Origin of the sequence: Spartinivicinus ruber, assembly GCF_011009015.1 — a bacterium.
Classification (GTDB): Bacteria; Pseudomonadota; Gammaproteobacteria; order Pseudomonadales; family Zooshikellaceae; genus Spartinivicinus; species Spartinivicinus ruber.
This window is the reverse complement of the sequence record NZ_CP048878.1, coordinates 3,324,543-3,340,830: the sequence shown is the minus strand read 5'-3', so window position 1 is coordinate 3,340,830 and position 16,288 is coordinate 3,324,543. Positions and strand designations below refer to the sequence as shown.

At 40.3% G+C, this 16,288-nt stretch carries 15 protein-coding genes; 12 read left to right on the top strand and 3 right to left on the bottom strand.

Features of this window, described 5'->3' with window-relative positions:
• Nucleotides 1-91: 91 nt before the first annotated feature.
• Genes G4Y78_RS15415 through G4Y78_RS15405 form a run of 3 tightly spaced genes read right to left on the bottom strand, consistent with a single transcriptional unit; the run spans nt 92 to nt 2,490 of the window.
• Nucleotides 92-1,102, bottom strand: coding sequence for a 4-hydroxyproline epimerase (locus tag G4Y78_RS15415; RefSeq protein ID WP_163833870.1), 1,011 nt, complete (start codon nt 1,100-1,102; stop codon nt 92-94).
• Between the two features lie 19 nt (nt 1,103-1,121).
• Nucleotides 1,122-2,195, bottom strand: coding sequence for a PAS domain-containing sensor histidine kinase (locus G4Y78_RS15410; protein ID WP_163833869.1), 1,074 nt, complete (start codon nt 2,193-2,195; stop codon nt 1,122-1,124).
• Complete coding sequence (locus G4Y78_RS15405; protein WP_163833868.1) at nt 2,188-2,490, bottom strand: response regulator; 303 nt, start codon at nt 2,488-2,490, stop codon at nt 2,188-2,190. The genes G4Y78_RS15410 and G4Y78_RS15405 overlap by 8 nt, the downstream gene beginning before the upstream one ends.
• Before the next feature lie 453 nt (nt 2,491-2,943).
• Here G4Y78_RS15405 and G4Y78_RS15400 point away from each other — a divergent pair, with 453 nt between their 5' ends.
• From G4Y78_RS15400 to G4Y78_RS15345, 12 genes are all read left to right on the top strand, one after another.
• Nucleotides 2,944-4,227, top strand: a complete 1,284-nt coding sequence (locus G4Y78_RS15400; protein WP_163833867.1) for an NAD(P)/FAD-dependent oxidoreductase — start codon at nt 2,944-2,946, stop codon at nt 4,225-4,227.
• 266 nt (nt 4,228-4,493) lie between these two features.
• The gene (locus G4Y78_RS15395; protein WP_163833866.1) at nt 4,494-5,048 is read left to right on the top strand and encodes a DUF4255 domain-containing protein; all 555 of its coding nucleotides are present in this window, start codon (nt 4,494-4,496) and stop codon (nt 5,046-5,048) included.
• Nucleotides 5,049-5,076: 28 nt separating this feature from the next.
• The gene (locus tag G4Y78_RS15390; RefSeq protein ID WP_163833865.1) at nt 5,077-6,000 is read left to right on the top strand and encodes a hypothetical protein; all 924 of its coding nucleotides are present in this window, start codon (nt 5,077-5,079) and stop codon (nt 5,998-6,000) included.
• A gap of 90 nt (nt 6,001-6,090) precedes the next feature.
• Nucleotides 6,091-7,728, top strand: coding sequence for a phage tail sheath family protein (locus G4Y78_RS15385; protein ID WP_163833864.1), 1,638 nt, complete (start codon nt 6,091-6,093; stop codon nt 7,726-7,728).
• 20 nt (nt 7,729-7,748) lie between these two features.
• Entirely contained in the window at nt 7,749-8,213 is a 465-nt protein-coding gene (locus G4Y78_RS15380; RefSeq protein WP_163833863.1) for a phage tail protein, read from the top strand.
• Nucleotides 8,214-8,223: 10 nt separating this feature from the next.
• Nucleotides 8,224-8,691: a phage tail protein gene (locus tag G4Y78_RS15375; RefSeq protein WP_163833862.1), complete on the top strand. Its 468-nt coding sequence runs from the start codon at nt 8,224-8,226 to the stop codon at nt 8,689-8,691.
• A 30-nt stretch (nt 8,692-8,721) separates the two neighbouring features.
• Nucleotides 8,722-9,012 carry a hypothetical protein gene (locus G4Y78_RS15370; RefSeq protein WP_163833861.1) on the top strand — a complete coding sequence of 97 codons (291 nt, stop codon included), beginning with the start codon at nt 8,722-8,724 and terminating at the stop codon, nt 9,010-9,012.
• Entirely contained in the window at nt 9,012-9,665 is a 654-nt protein-coding gene (locus G4Y78_RS15365; RefSeq protein WP_163833860.1) for a CIS tube protein, read from the top strand. The genes G4Y78_RS15370 and G4Y78_RS15365 overlap by 1 nt, the downstream gene beginning before the upstream one ends.
• A gap of 13 nt (nt 9,666-9,678) precedes the next feature.
• Nucleotides 9,679-11,466, top strand: coding sequence for a type VI secretion system tip protein VgrG (gene vgrG, locus G4Y78_RS15360; protein WP_163833859.1), 1,788 nt, complete (start codon nt 9,679-9,681; stop codon nt 11,464-11,466).
• Between the two features lie 77 nt (nt 11,467-11,543).
• Nucleotides 11,544-11,855, top strand: a complete 312-nt coding sequence (locus G4Y78_RS15355; protein WP_163833858.1) for a PAAR domain-containing protein — start codon at nt 11,544-11,546, stop codon at nt 11,853-11,855.
• Between the two features lie 30 nt (nt 11,856-11,885).
• Nucleotides 11,886-12,305, top strand: a complete 420-nt coding sequence (locus tag G4Y78_RS15350; protein ID WP_163833857.1) for a GPW/gp25 family protein — start codon at nt 11,886-11,888, stop codon at nt 12,303-12,305.
• The gene (locus G4Y78_RS15345; protein WP_163833856.1) at nt 12,302-16,288 is read left to right on the top strand and encodes a baseplate J/gp47 family protein; all 3,987 of its coding nucleotides are present in this window, start codon (nt 12,302-12,304) and stop codon (nt 16,286-16,288) included. Before G4Y78_RS15350 ends, G4Y78_RS15345 begins: the two co-directional genes overlap by 4 nt.

Below are 16,288 nucleotides of genomic sequence, written 5' to 3'. Positions count from 1 at the left end.
AATTGATAACCAGTAAGTAGGTGTTCTGGAAACAATAAGATGAAAAAAATGCATCAATGGTCAATGCAAATGATTTCTAGGAGTATACTCTTTATTTAACTTCAAACCCGAGGCAGTAGGGGTCATCTGTATCCACCCAAATGGTATTGTGTCCATAGACTTTAGCCCAGCCTTGAATGCTAGGTAAAATAGCGGTGTAATTGCCTACTTCCGTGATTGCTTCAACTCTCCCTTCAAATAAGCTGCCAATAATACTTTCATGGATAAATGAATCGCCCGCGGTTAATTTACCTTTGGCTGCCCATTGGGCCATTCGGGCACTAGTGCCGGTGCCACAAGGGGAGCGGTCAATCGCCCGGTCGCCATAAAATACGGCATTGCGAGCAGTGGCTTTAGGTTGGGTGGGTTTTCCTGTCCATAATACATGACTGACTCCTTTTACTGTTGAATCCAGTGGATGCATACACTCAACTGTTTCATTTAGCTGTTGTCGTATAAGGGGGCTGTAATAAAGCAATTTATCAACAGCAAGTGATGCTAATCCTGAATAATTAGGCTGTGGGTCAATAATGGCGTAATAATTACCACCATAAGCAATATCCACCACTAACTCACCTAACTCAGGACAGGTGATGGGTATTTCTGTGTGGGCGAGATAAGCCGGTACATTAAAAATTCTCACGCTTTGTATTTTATTCACGTCATTATCAACTTGTTGATACTCCACCCGGATTTGGCCGGCAGGTACATCCAAAATTAATTGGCCGGGTGTTTTAGGCTGAATAATGCCGTATTCAAGGGCTGCGGTAACCGTACCAATAGTGCCGTGGCCACACATGGGTAAACAGCCACTGGTTTCCACAAATAAAATAGCAGCGTCGGCTGCTTCAGTACAAGGAGGGTAGACCATAGCGCCAGACATTATGGAATGACCACGGGGCTCAAACATTAATGCTTGACGAATCCAATCGTGGTGTTGCATGAAGTCCTGGCGTTTTTCACTCATGGTTTTCCCTTTTAATGGGGGAATACCACTGGTAATTAGCCGGACTGGATTACCACAGGTGTGGGCATCGATACAAAAGAAAGTTCCTTTTCTCATTTTGCCTTTTACTCCATGTTTAGCACCATACTCTTGGCGACTCTTTCTTTAAAGGGAGGGTAAAATAAAATTGGCTCCCTTGTCCGAGTTGTGATTTGACCCAGATTCGCCCGCCATGGCGTTCAATTATACGTCTGCACAAAGCTAGACCTATGCCAGTGCCAGGATAGGTTTGTTGGGTATGTAAACGATAAAATACATCAAAAATTTTATTGGTATTTTGGGGATTAATACCAATGCCATTATCACTAACACAAAAGCACCACTCATTGGCCTGTTTTTCTGCAAAAAAATGAATTTTCGGTGGTTTTTTACTTCGATATTTAATGGCATTACCAATGAGGTTTTGCATTAACAAAACAAGTTGTGCATGGTCACCAATCACTGTAGGTAACTTATCACAGGTTATTTCTGCGCCAGTCTCTGTAATGGACTCTTCTAATACATTAAAAGCTTCATCTACCAATGTTTGAAAGCTAATCTCCAGAAACGGCATTTGTCGGGTATCGACCCGTGAGTAGGTTAATAGGTCAAGAATAAGCGTCTGCAGTTTTTTAGTGCTTTCAACAGAACGATTAATCCACTCATTGGCTTGATCATCGAGTTTATCTTGGTAATTAGACTGTAATAGCTGGATAAAACCACTAATAGAGCGTAAGGGCGTTTGCAAATTGTGGGAAGTAAGGTAGGCAAACTGTTGTAGCTCCAAATTACTTTTTTCTAGAGCTTTGTTGGCATGTTGTAATGCTGTAATTGTTTGCTGATAATTTTGTTCTAACTGTTTGTGAACCGTAATATCTCTTAGTGTGATTAATTTACAATGCTCTCCTTGCCACTCAACTTCATCCACACGCATCTCTGCGACACAAATGCTCTTGTCTGCTTTGTTATAGACTTCTATTTCGACTGGTGTCTCAGTGCTGAGTGGATAGCCAAAAGGCAGTCCTTCCAGTGAGGTTTGGTTGAATTGAAAGAAATCCTTTGCTGCAAAGTTGGCGTATTTAACCTGGCCTTGGGGAGAAACCACCAGAATGGGATCAGCATTGTGAGACACCAGCATACGGAACTTGCCTTCTGCATGGCCTCTAATCACCGCTGACCTTAGAGAGTTCGTTACCGTGGCCGGTTAATGCGATCACGGTGGCTAAAGGATCTTGTTCCCATAACAGCTTTTGTAAGACATAAATGCCATCGTGGTCTGGTAGCATATAGTCAAGTAACACCACATCAAAGCCACCTTCATCAGCATATAGCTGCAGGCCTTCATCGGCTGTCGTCACTTCAGAAATTTGAATGTTCTGTGATAGCTCAGACTGACTCAAATAGCGTTTAACTCTGATCCGGTCAACTTGATCATCATCAATAATGAGAATTTTCTGTAAATGCATTGCTGTATTAACTAGCCTTTTAATCCCTGAACATATCTGACATCCGCTGTTATTATATTTTTTTAGGAGTTGCTAGTGCTTTGTTCATGAACCAATAATAATTGAACTTATAAGTTTATTGGGATCTCATATGTTTGATAGTTAGGCCTAAAAAACTTCTCATTGGATTTATAATAAAATCTTTGGAATTTGTCGCAGTGTAGTCATCACTTTCAGTAATGTCTACCATTTTATACCTGTACATGAATGTTACATGACAACAAAAGTGTGTGATAACAGTAGCGTTTAATAAAAATGTGATTACCAATGAAAAAACGAAGTGTAGTTATTATTTACTTTTTTAGTTTTTATTGTCGAATAAATCACAACAAAGCGAGGGCGCTGCAAAGGGTTATGAGTGTAGCAAAGCCAAGGCAAAAATCAGTAAAAAGATAACATAGGCAGGGATTAATTATGGAGCAACAGGCAACAATCGATGTGGCTGTAGTTGGTGCAGGTATTGTTGGTATTTGCTGTGCTTGTTTACTTAAACAAGAAGGGCTTAATGTTTTATTGTTAGATCGTCTTCCTCCTGTTGAAGGGGCTTCAAAAGGCAATGCTGGGCATTTTGCTACTGAACAAGTAATACCACTAGCTTCACCTCATATCCTCACCAAAATTCCAGCTATGCTACTAAATCCATTGGGACCAGTAGCCATTCAATGGACCTATTTACCACAGATTTTACCTTGGCTACTGCGGTTTATCTGGCAAAGCCGAATGGATACTTTTAAACAAAATATGTTGGCTTTACAGGCTTTAAATGAGCAGGCATTAATGGCCTATCAACCATTGCTAAAAGCGGCTGGAGTGGAGTATTTAGTCAGCATTAATGGTTCAATGGTAGTGTTTGAATCACAAGCTGCTTTTACCGCTAGCCAAGCACAATACCAATTGATGGCGGACCATGGGGTTACAGTAAATTATTTAACGGCTGAGGAAATAAGGGAGCTAGAGCCTCAACTTAGTCAACAGCTGACAGCAGGTGTATTATTTCCAAATACAGGGCACACGATTAACCCTTATCGGCTTGCCATGTGTTTGTATGATTTTTATCGACAAATCGGCGGCCATTTTCAGTGTGCTGATGTTGTTGCCTTATATAAGGAAGCGGATGGCTGTGTGATTAAAACACAAGCTAACGCTTGCCAGACCGATTCAGCCAGCCCCTATCATATGAGCCACTATAAAGTACCGCGACTGGTGTTAACCACAGGTGCTTGGTCGAAACAGTGGGTACAACAACTGACAGGGATTAAAGTGCCCTTGGATACTGAGCGCGGTTATCATTTAATGGTGCCAGAGGCAGCCAACATGTTGAAAATGGCGGTTTCTTCCGGTGAGCGAAAATTTATTATGACACCGATGGAAGAAGGCTTGCGCTTGGCAGGCACCGTTGAGTTTGCTGGATTAAAACGACCAGCCAATATGAAGCGGGCAGATATTTTATTTCACCATGCTAAAGCTTTGTTACCAACGTTGCCTGAGCAACAGGGTGAACGCTGGATGGGGTTTAGACCCTCACTACCGGACTCATTACCCGTTATTGATCAACAGGGACCTGTTTATTTTGCGTTTGGCCATCAGCATTTAGGGCTTACCCAAGCGGCGATTACCGGTCAACTGATTAAGGAAATGATTAAAGGTGTTAAACCGAGTTTGGAATTGAATCCTTATAGGATTAATCGATTTAGCTAACTATTCGCTTTGACTCTATATATACCCTTCGTGAATCATTTTTAGGTTTTGTTATCATCATTATTTTGTCATTAAGTTTTCATAATAAAGTTTGTAAAGTAGTAGCAGTATTAAATTTAGAATAATTCTTAATGTGTTTGGTTGACTTTAAAGCGATTAGATCTAAATTAAAATTTTAGAAGGAAAAGTGACTTAAGGTGTAGGATTTATTTAAGGTGAGTTTTCCTTAAAAGTTCTTTGCTAGAAACATGGTAAGGTTGCACTGCGTGATTGATGATACTGTTAAATTCATTGTTGGACAGTTCAACCAAAGCCTTAAGGCACAATATGATGTATCTGAAGATTTGGTCATTATCTCGAATCTATCTGATAAATCAGCCATCGTCACTAATAACCATTTAGTGGCTATGTTAGTGAATATCGAACGTGACACTTACCCTAACAATCACATAGGCAACCAAAGCCGTATAGCGCCTAATGGAAAACGTCCAGTTTATCTTAATCTTTACTTAATGTTTATCGCAACCCATGAAGGAGAAAAATATATTGAGGCATTACGGTTTATTTCCAATACGGTTGAGTTTTTCCAGAATAACCCTGTATTTGAACGTTCATGTTATACAGAAATGCCTAATTTAGTGGAAAAAATTGTACTGGATATTGAAAACCTTAACCTAAGAGAGCTGCATAACATATGGACATTAGTGACAGGCCGTTACATGCCTTCTGTATTATATCGGGTCAGGATGATACCTTTCGATAAGAGCATTAATCAACCAGTTACCTCAATTACTAAAACAGGTCACCGAGTGAATCGATAAAACTCATTGTTTTGTGGAAATGTAATAAATGGCACATTATCAGCCGTTATTAAGCTTAATGATTAGTCATGAATATTACCAGGGAGTGATTCCAAGTCAGTTTATCGATTACAAAGTCCACGAAAGCTCCATTAGGCTCTTGCGTAATTTAAATTTACTGAGCCAACTGACCCATAATGGGATTGAGTTGTTATATGACAGCTCCTCAGAGCAGCTGGAAAACTTGTCTGATTACCTGAGCCTCAACCCAAAAAATCAAGAAGCAGTTGCTGAAGACCAACTTATCATCCTAATAAAAATAACAAACGATGCCTTTTTTTATTGTACCCCGATTAATCTGGTTCCATCAGAAAAGGTTTTTTACTTCGAAGATGTAGCGCTGCTGAAAAAGCAGAAAGTGGATGAAACTGCCTATATCAGCAGAGATGCCCACCGGGCAGCTAGTGTATTGTCGAGTAATATGGTGGTTAGCCATTGTCAAAATATTTTAATTATTCTTAATATCAATCTTTGGCACTGGTTGCGGCAAGTGTTATCACAACATGCTCAATATGAACCAGCTACACTGTATTTGGATTTTGCTACCCAAGCCTATCATTGGCTTTATTCGATCTGGGTGGGGGAGCGATTATTTAATGAAATAGTAGATAGTAATGGTAAAGCTGAACTACTCTTTATTGAGCCATTATCAGTAAAAAAATCAGAAGATTTTGTTTTTACTCAAGTAAAAACCGATCAAAGAAACAGTAATCAGTTTGTCATTCGTTTTATTTCGGCACAGGCTATTACTTGTCTTAATAGGCAAGCATTAAAGCTTAGGCTTAAAAAGCGTACGGGGGTGAGCACAAAAACACTAGTGGAATCTTTACCTCATCCAGAATATCGCCATCAAGAAAAATTAACTATAGACGGTAAAGCAGCAACTGTTTTATCTGTGCATATGAAGTTATAGCCTATTAAATGATCGCTTTTAGGCTCTATGTATTACTAAAAATCATTCGTGAAGGGTATATCAACAGCAACATAACTAAAGGATTGCCTTATGGCTGCACCAATGAAAACGCCTGGCGTTTATATAGTTGAGAAAGATGCATTTCCAAACTCTGCCGTAGAAGTTGCTACGGCAGTTCCTGCATTTATTGGCCATACAGAAAAGGCTGAGATAAAGGGAAAATCACTCACTAATCAACCAGTCAGACTCAGCTCGCTTGCTGAATATTTATCGTTGTTTGGTGGTGCGCCAAAAACAACCTTTTCGCTTAGTAAAAATGCAGGGAGTAGTGGTGGAGCTACTGCCTCAGGTGAAGATGAAGGTGATGAAACTGCACCTGCTGCATCTGCACCAGCGGCCACTACGCCACCGACGATTACCATCCGAGGTCAGGGTTATGATTTAGATCCTAAAACCAAAGACTATATCTTTTTTAATGCCATTCGGTTGTTCTTTGAAAATGGGGGAAGTACTTGTTATATCGTTTCGGTTGGGGATTACAATACCGACTATGAATTGGACCGAATGCGGGGAGGGCTCAATGCATTAATTAGAGAGCAAGAGCCCACCATGATCATTATTCCTGAAGCGATAAAGTTAAAAGAACCTGACTGTATTACTTTACAACAGGCGATGTTAGCGCATTGTGGTGGTAAAATGAAAAACCGGGTGACTATTTTGGATATTTATAATGGTCACTTGGGTCGTCAGCCAGATTATGACCCGATTGCGGAATTTAGAAATAACATTGGGGTAAATTATTTAGATTTTAGTGCTGCCTATTATCCCTGGTTACATACGACAATTGTCCAAGATAATGCAATTAGTTTTGAAAATATCGACAAAGAGTCGGTATCAGTTTTACAAGCGCTACTAAAATCCGAGTTAATTGCGCCTTTGGATGATGAACTGGCCAAGCTAAAGCCAGGTGATGCAGAGGACGATGCACGAAAAGTCAAGCTGAATGAGCTGAAGACCGCTTATGATGGTTATATCAGTCAGCTAGGTGCTGATGATTTAACTGACGTACAAAAAAGCAGCTTAAATAAAGCATTATTACAGTTAAGTCCTAGTTTTCGGCAGATTATGGCTGAAATCAAGTTACAACTGAATTTATTACCACCGAGTTCAGCCATGGCTGGTGTGATTACCATGGTGGATAATGAACGGGGCGTGTGGAAAGCGCCGGCTAATGTTAGTTTAAGCTCAGTCGTGCAACCTGCCGTCGATATTACCCATGATGAACAGGAAGATTTAAACGTAACGCCACAAGGCAAGTCGATTAATGCGATTCGTAGTTTTATTGGCGAAGGCACGTTGGTATGGGGCGCGCGGACCCTGGATGGCAATAGCCTTGATTGGCGTTACTTACAGGTGCGTCGCACCATTATTATGTTGGAGGAGTCAATTAAACTGGCTTCGAAAGCTTACGTGTTTGAAAATAATGTGGCGAATACTTGGGTCACTATGAAAGGCATGATTAATAACTTCCTGACCAGTATCTGGAAGCGGGGAGGGTTGGCAGGCACCACACCTGAATCAGCGTTCTCTGTCAGTGTTGGCTTGGGTGAAACCATGACGCCAGAAGATATTCTCGAAGGTATTTTAAGAATTACGGTTAAAGTTGCTTTGGTGCGTCCGGCTGAATTTATTGAAATTACCTTCCAACAAAAAATGCAAGAATCTTGATTAAATAGGGAGTATTAATTATGGCAGATGACGGCTCAGCCCAAACCAGTAATGCCCAAATGTGGCCACTCCCCAAGTTTTACTTTCAAGTAAAATGGGATAGTGATGTAATGAGTTTTCAAGAAGTGAGTGGTTTGGATGTGGAAGCGCAACCTATTGAGTATCGGGCGGGTGATAGCCCGATACACAGTGTCGTGAATATGCCTGGGTTGAAAAAGTATGGCAATATTACGATGAAAAAAGGTGTGTTTATTAAGGACAATAAATTTTGGGATTGGTTTAATCAAATTAAACTCAATACCATTAAGCGTATTCCTTTAACTATTAGTTTGTTAGATGAAAGTGGTAGCCCCACCATGGTGTGGACAGTGAAAGATGCCTGGCCAACTAAAATATCGGGTACTGACTTGAAGGCAGAAGGGAATGAAGTGGCTGTTGAGAGTATTGAAATTGCGCATGCAGGTATCACCATAGCTAATAGTTAATGAGTTTGCCATGTTAGATGAACTACTGTTTGATTCCTATATTCCTACAGTATTTTATTTTTCGGTTTATGTGTCTGGGTTTTTAGGCGAAACCTCCTTTACTGAAGTGAGTGGTTTGGATTATACCATTGAAACGGAAGGGTTGAGTGAAGGAGGTTCTGAAGCGACTTATCAGGTACCAAAATCTGCATCGCCGGTTACTTATAGTGACTTAGTGTTAAAGCGTGGTATTGCTTCCAGGGCATCACAATTAGGGATGTGGTGTATTAACTGTACACAAAATTTGACGTATAACAGTATTCAAGCAAAAGACATTATGGTATCTCTGCTTAACCCTGATAGTTTACCTATTCGATCCTGGTGTTTTCAACAGGCTTATCCCGTTAAATGGTCGGTAGATCCGTTTAATTCAACTGAAAATAAGTTAGCTATTGAAACCATCACGTTAAAACATGGGGGGTTTACCCGGATACTGTAGCAGATACACTGCGTGAAGAGTATATAACTAATGAGCTTTGATATTGAAGAAATATACTTATTATCAACGGTACAAAATGAAGATGAGCCAGAATATAGCCCCACTTTTAGCTCAATCGATGGAAATAGTCGTAGCGGTAATAGTGAAACTGCTACTGCAATGGACAACCGTGGTGAGCAAACAGGAAGAACAGAAAGCGCTGAAAAGCTATTTGGAAAAATGCAGCATGATGAGCAGTTGGCAGTACAACTGAAGAACAGCATTTTAAGTGAATGTAAAAGAATGATTGATGACATCTTGGCAAGGCAGAAGGAGCGTTAGTGCCAAAAAACCGCCTTAAAATTACTGCCCAGGAAAGTGGTGATTCAATTGTTTTTCAGTTAAATCCTACCTCTGTCGAGTTGGTACAAAGCATTGCCTATAATCATGATAGGCCGTTAGGTGCGCTAGCATCAGTCAGTCGTTATAACCGCTATATGCCACAAAAACTAAAGTTCAGTGCTTTTATGGATGGTACCGGGGCAATTAAAGATAGTACTGATGATAGTAGCGAATCGATCACTGATAAAATTGATTCACTTAATGCAATTATTTATGATTATTCTGGTGATAATCACCAACCCAATATCGTAGAGATTCAGTGGGGAAATGAATTATTCGTAGGGCGTTTACAAGACATGAGTCGAAAGTTTACTCTTTACGATTCAGAAGGTGACCCACTTCGTGCAGAATTACAATTTATTTTTGTTGGTTATGTCAGTGCCGAAACCCAGGAAACGATGGCGGATAATCAGTCTCCTGACTTAACCCATATTGTCAGTGTACGGGCTGGCGATAATTTACCTGCTTTATGCTTTCGTATCTATAAAAATGCGCAGTATTATCCAATGATTGCGCAAGTAAATAAACTAACCAATGTCATGCAATTGAAACCTGGTATTCAACTTGTTTTCCCACCAATAAAAAAACGTTAATAATGAGGACAATGTGGCTGATTCACCAACATTAACAGGTGATGGTGTGGTTGAAGTGTCTGTATCAAGTAATGGCAGTTCGCTTCCTGATACAGTGAGAATTTATTCCGTTACTGTTCATAAAGAAATCAATCGTATTCCTTCTGCCATTATTGCCATTGAAGATGGTGATATGCCAACACAAAGTTTTACTAATGCTGATTCGAGTTATTTTAAACCGGGGACCACCATTAAAATTGAAGCCAGTTATGACCAAACCAGTCAGTCAATTTTTGAAGGTATTGTGGTTAAATTAGGCATAAAAATAGCCAATAATAATAGCAGCCGACTAGTAGTTACCTGCAAAGACACTGCGATTAAAATGACGGCTGAGCGTAAAAATGTTATTTACCAGTCAGTAAAAGACAGCGATGTCTTTTCAACTCTGATGAGTAATCATAGTGTAGAAAGTGATATTGAAACCACTCAAACTGAGTATAATGAGTTAGTGCAGTATTACTGTAGCGACTGGGATTTTTTAATGTTAAGGGCTGAAAGCAATGCCATGGTGGTTATTGTTGAAAATGGTAAAGTGTCTGTAGGCAAGCCCGATGCGACGGCAAGTGCTGTATTAACAGTGGAATATGGTCAAGATATTTATGAATTTAGTGCCGATGTGGATGCTTGTAGCCAGTTATCCAGCGCCAAGGCAGTTGCTTGGGATGTCACGAATCAAGCCATCGTCACAGGTGAGGGTTCGCTCCCTTCACTTAATGATCAAGGGGATTTAGACCAATCGACACTCGCTAAAGTATTAAGTGTGAGTGATTATAAATTACGGAGTGCCACCATAATTGATCAAGTGGCTTTGAAAGACTGGGCAAGTGGCAGGTTACTTAAATCGGGGTTGGCACGAATTAGAGGGCATATGACTATTCAGGGCAATGCAAATGCAACACCTGGAGCAGTCATTGAATTAAAAGGCGTCGGTAGTCGTTTTTCGGGGTCAGTTTATATTAGTGCCGTTACCCATCGTATTGCTGATGGTAATTGGTTATCAGACGTTAAATTTGGCTTAAGTGATGATTGGTTTAGTGAGCAATACCAGATCAGTTCACCACCGGCGTCGGGTTTTTCGGCTGGCGTGGAAGGCTTACAAATAGGGGTCGTCAAAAAAATTAATGAGGACCCGCAAGGTCAGTATCGGGTGCAATTATCACTGCCTGTTCTTGAAGCCACTACGGATGAAATCTGGGCAAGGTATAGTCAGTTTTATGCTTCATCGGGAATAGGCGCTTTTTTTATGCCGGAAATAGGTGATGAAGTCATAGTGGGTTATTTTAATAATGATCCTTCTAATCCAGTTATTTTAGGCAGCCTCTATAGTAAAAAAAATACCGCCCCCTATGAACCGGATAGCAGTAATACAACCAAAGCATTAATGACCAAGCAGAAGTTGTTAATGGAGTTTAATGATGATACAAAAGAGATAACCATTACGACCCCTGCGAACAATCAAGTTGTATTCAGTGATAACAATTCTTCAATTACCGTGTCTGATCAACATGGCAATACATTCACTCTGGACTCTAGCGGGATAACACTGGATAGCGCCAAGGATATTAGCTTAAAAGCAACAGAGAAAGTCACTATAGAAGCGGGTAGTAATATTGAAATGACGGCATCGGCAGATGTTAAAGCTAATGGCGTTAATGTTAGCTTGGAGGCCTCAACAACATTAACCGCTAAAGGAAGCTCCAGTGCAGAATTTTCAGCCTCAGGTAATACGACAGTGAAGGGATCAATGGTAATGATTAATTAAATATATCCTTTGCGAATGACTTGGTAGAAGATAAAAAATATAAGTAAATAATTTTTAAATTACAAGGAAAGTACTCAATGGCTTTTGCTGCTCGATTAGGCGATATGCATTTATGTCCTATGCAAACGACAACAACGCCGTCGGTTCCTCATGTGGGTGGAACAATCACGGGACCGGGTATTACTACCGTACTTATTGGGGGAGTAGTAGCAAGTGTCGTGGGCGATAGCTGTATTTGTGCAGGAGATACCACCGGCGGTACTGACACAATCAGTCAAGGGTCTGCTACGGTGATGATCGGCGGTAAATCAGCAGTCAGAATAGGTGATATGACGGGACATGGTGGTAGCATTACTGGGGGTAGTAGTAATGTGATGATTGGCGGTTAACAAAGTTAAATTGATAGTACGTTTAAAACTATGCTTGAGATTGAAAATTTTTTAGGACGAGGTTGGGCATTTCCAATCAAGTTTGATCATCACGAAGGCAGAATTACTACTCGAATGGTTTCACTGGAAGAAGATATTCGAGAAAGCTTGAGGATATTATTTAGCACTCGGCCTGGTGAGCGAATGATGAACCCGGAATTTGGTTGTGGACTACATAACATGGTGTTCGATGAATTAAGCCTTGCTACCCGAACGAAAATAGTTAATTTAATTGAGAAAGCCATACTCGAATTTGAACACCGGATTCAACTAATTCATATTGGCTTACATGAAACTGATCCGTTAGAAGGGCGAGTGGATATTTTACTTGAGTATAATATCCGGCAAACTAATCATCGCAGCAATATGGTTTACCCTTTTTATTTTGTTGAAGGAAATGGCAATACATGAGGGATAATACCTCAACTGTCACAACAAATAATGATAAAAAAGGACAGGGTTGTGCTCAATCTGAGCGGTTGGATCATCCTTTAAAAACGGGCTATCTGTTACTTGAAGAGCGGAGCTTGGAAGATTTATTGGCAATGGGCGTTGCTTTTGCAAAACAGGTTAAGTTTATTGATGAAAACAATCAGTTATGCGGTAGCTGGGCAGGGCTGTTAACCAGTGATGAAACCATTATATTAGCGTTAATCAGTCAAAAAAATAATTATAGTCGGTTTGAAGAGCAGTTTTTAACGCTTATTAAAGGTCGTTATGATGATTCTCCAGAGCTATTAGTCGATTTAATTAAACTTAACATCTCAATCCTGACAACCATTGATCAATGGTATGCATGGAGTAAACAGCGAGCAAATAAAATTGCCAAGCAGCTGCAGGCCAAACTGTTAGAAATTATTCAGTTTCATCGGTCTCACCTGAGTAAAATCAAAGAGTGGCTGACATTAAATAGCGAGAAGGTTGATTCAAATCAGGCGATTTTTCACTCCCTCCAAGCCGCTATAAATGAACTTAGTGGTTTGAGTAAAGCCTGGCAGGATGATCAGGAGGATGGCAGCCATGATAGGCATCCTCTTGATAGACAATATTTGGAAAATTGTTTTCATAGTTTACAGCACTCCATTGGTTATTTAAGTGACTTTGCCAAGCCTCGGGTAAAAGCCTCACTTAATATTGCTCAACATGATCCGGCTTGTGCATTATTTATTGGTTTTATTTTATTGTTAGGCAAAGTGAGCACGCGGACGAATCACTTTGTTGATGATCACCAACACTTTTATTACAGCCAACTATTGAATATATTGCCAAAACAGCCGCAGTCTGATTATACCCAACTAGTGTTGACCAGCCATAAAAAAACAATCGTACCGCAGAACACCATTTTTATTTGCGAGGCTACTGATCAGCAAGACGAGTTATACTACCAGTCAGAGCGTCCAGTCATGGTGGTTGACGGGGCTGTTGCTCAGCTAGCAAATATTTATATCCAGCATGATCCACTCAATGTACCTGCTTATAATTTAGGTTTAGTCACCAATATTCATGGACAATGTTTGGATGACAATAAATTAGCAAACAATCAGGCACAAAGTCTTTTTGGCGCGCCTTTAATCATCAATCAACAAACACGACGGGAGCAGACGACGATTGGCTTTGCAATTGGTAGCAATATTTTACGGTTAAAACAAGGCTTGCGACAAGTTACACTTAACTTGGTATTGGAAAAACGTCATCTTCAAAATACTATCGATGAAAATATTCATTACTGTGTTAAAACCGAAAAGAGAAAAGTTATTTGTGATGCTTTAAGTGAGTGTTTGTTGGAAGAAAAACTGCTCACTGATGATTGCTTGGCTGTGTTATTGGATGAACAGTGTACATTGCTCGCTGAAGGGGCAAAACAACGCTACCAGGCATTAAAAGTCGATGCAGAACAAAGTGGTGTTCAGTTAACCCCAGCAGATAGACAGCTACTGATTGAAAAAATTTTTGGTCAGGGATTTCAAATTGCAATGACTGGTGAAGAAGGTTGGCAATCCATCACGAGCTACGATTTCGATTTATTAACCCCTAAACAGTCTCCCAGTAAACATATTGAGTTTACCATCAGTTTTCAATTACCTCGCTCAGTACCTGCCATTGTTAACTTTGATCAATCAATACATGGTTTAGCTGTTAGTGACCAATTTATCGACCAGCAAGCCCCGGTTATTCGTTTTTTACTTAATCAAGAAAGCTTGATTTATAGTTATTCGTTACTGGCTGATTTGGTGTTGTTGCAAGCTAACATTGAGGTAGAAGTAACAGGGCTTAAAGATCTGCAAATTTATAATGATTTTGGTCCGGTTAACCCAACCAGTCCGTTTATGCCGTTTGGTGCGCAGCCAGTCTTGGGTAGTTCGCTGATAGTTGGTAGTAATGAATTTTCATTTAAAAAAGTCAATCAGTTGTCGCTTGATATTGAATGGGCAGGGCTGCCACAAAAACGGGGTGGATTTGAAACCTACTACAAAACCTATGAATTAGGTATTACTAATGATTCATTTCAGGTTTACCCGCAAATTTTACAAGATGGTCTCTGGTATCCTGAAATAGGTGTTGTACAGCAACAAGGGAAAAGTCCCCAGCCTCAGCCACTCTTTACGATCGATCAGGAAGGTTATTTAACTAATTGGCAGACGGTCGTATTTAGTGATCTTGAGTTATTTAAGCCAGCAAAAGGTAAGCAATACTCGTCGCTTAATTTTACGACCCAATCAATGAATGGTTTTGTCAGGTTCCAGCTAACGGGGGCAGAGCATAGTTTTGCCCACCAGCAATACCCGGTTATTATGGGGAAAAAAATGACGGAAACCATTCGTTTAAAAATAGCGAAGCCCCCTGAATTACCTCCACCTTATACACCTATGATCACCAGGATAAGTGCTAATTATCAGGCAAGTTGCAGTATTTATGTAGAAAAGTTGGCTCGGGAATCAAAACAACAGGTGAAGAATTCGGCAGGGGAGGTATATACCTTGTATCCTTTTGGTGCTCGATCATTCTCTGAAAAAATTCATTATGAGACTGGGTATTTGTTGCCACAGTACTCATTTCAAGGTGCTGTGTATATTGGTTTGAAGTTTAAATCGTCATTTACTGGTGGACGTTTGAGCTTACTAATAGATGTTGACCCTTCCAGTATTGCACGAATTCGGCATACGACTTGTGCATTAAACTGGGCTTTGTTAAGGCACAATGTTTGGCTGGAAATTGATGGTAAGTATGTTTTAGCAGATGACACGAATGGATTTTTAACGCCAGGGATTATCACCTTAGAGTTACCTGAAGCACTCCTTAAAGGGGAGGCTACCTTGTCGCAGTTAGGTACAACAGCATTGAACTGTCATATCATGGATCCTGATTTATTCTGGCTGCGGGTTTCTACGCAGGATGATCCTGCCTGTTATTGTCAATTACGTGATATTCAATTAAATGCTGTACGGGTACGCTGGGTAGTTAATTGTGAGGCATCGCGTTCTGCTATTTTAGCTGCAGAGAATCGTTTTAAATTACAACAGTCTATAGAAGGTATTACTAGTGTTTCTCAACCATTACCCAGTGTAAGGGGTAAACTAAAAGAATCAGTTAGTGACTGGTCTCAACGTTGTGCTGAACGACTAAGACATCGTAATAGGGCGGTTCAAGCGTGGGATTATGAACGAATTGTATTAGAGACTTTTCCCAATATAGCGCGAGTAAAATGTTTTACTGCGCAGAGTTTTCAGCAGCCACATCAAGTTGCCGCGGGTCATGTATTGATTATTGTTATTCCTACAGCAGCTCACTTACATAATGAGTCAACGGCAAGTGAGTTAAGTCAGCCACCGCAGCCTATCAGTGCGATTGAGTTAGAGCAAATCAACCAAACACTACAGCAGCACTGTACCCCTGGGGTTACCATTGAAGTGGCTAATCCCATTTATGAACGTGTTCAATTACGTTGTTCGGTGGTATTTAATAGTAATGCTTCGGATATTAATGGCCATTCGGCATTAAACGACGCAATTAGCCATTACTTATCAGCTTGGGGAAAATATAAGATAACACCAACATTTGACTGGCAACTTCAGCCAGATATTATTGAAGCATTTATTCGTGACTTACCTTATATTGCTTATGTAACCAACTTATCTTTAATTAAAGTGACACCTTTAAAAGATGGACGTTATGAGCTGCTTGACTCTGTCATCAGTGTAGATAAAAAGGCTCCCCCCAGCCAAGAAAAAGCAACTTGTACACAGCGTGATGTCTATCCAAAATACCCTTGGGGGATTGTATTACCCTTTGCTCAACATGGCATTGAGTCGTTGGGACAGGCGAATAATGTGTTGGCAGAGAGGACTGGAGTAGATGAATTAGCTTTAGGGTCAAGTTTTGTCATTGGCCATTAA

Excerpts from the sequence above, each read along its gene's own strand:
- G4Y78_RS15345 (WP_163833856.1), top strand. The coding sequence starts at position 12,302 with ATGAGGGATAATACCTCAACTGTCACAACAAATAATGATAAAAAAGGA.
- G4Y78_RS15375 (WP_163833862.1), top strand. The coding sequence starts at position 8,224 with ATGTTAGATGAACTACTGTTTGATTCCTATATTCCTACAGTATTTTAT.
- G4Y78_RS15350 (WP_163833857.1), top strand. The coding sequence starts at position 11,886 with ATGCTTGAGATTGAAAATTTTTTAGGACGAGGTTGGGCATTTCCAATC.
- G4Y78_RS15400 (WP_163833867.1), top strand. The coding sequence starts at position 2,944 with ATGGAGCAACAGGCAACAATCGATGTGGCTGTAGTTGGTGCAGGTATT.
- G4Y78_RS15385 (WP_163833864.1), top strand. The coding sequence starts at position 6,091 with ATGGCTGCACCAATGAAAACGCCTGGCGTTTATATAGTTGAGAAAGAT.
- G4Y78_RS15415 (WP_163833870.1), bottom strand. The coding sequence starts at position 1,102 with ATGAGAAAAGGAACTTTCTTTTGTATCGATGCCCACACCTGTGGTAAT.
- G4Y78_RS15390 (WP_163833865.1), top strand. The coding sequence starts at position 5,077 with ATGGCACATTATCAGCCGTTATTAAGCTTAATGATTAGTCATGAATAT.
- G4Y78_RS15355 (WP_163833858.1), top strand. The coding sequence starts at position 11,544 with ATGGCTTTTGCTGCTCGATTAGGCGATATGCATTTATGTCCTATGCAA.
- G4Y78_RS15380 (WP_163833863.1), top strand. The coding sequence starts at position 7,749 with ATGGCAGATGACGGCTCAGCCCAAACCAGTAATGCCCAAATGTGGCCA.
- G4Y78_RS15405 (WP_163833868.1), bottom strand. The coding sequence starts at position 2,490 with ATGCATTTACAGAAAATTCTCATTATTGATGATGATCAAGTTGACCGG.
- G4Y78_RS15370 (WP_163833861.1), top strand. The coding sequence starts at position 8,722 with ATGAGCTTTGATATTGAAGAAATATACTTATTATCAACGGTACAAAAT.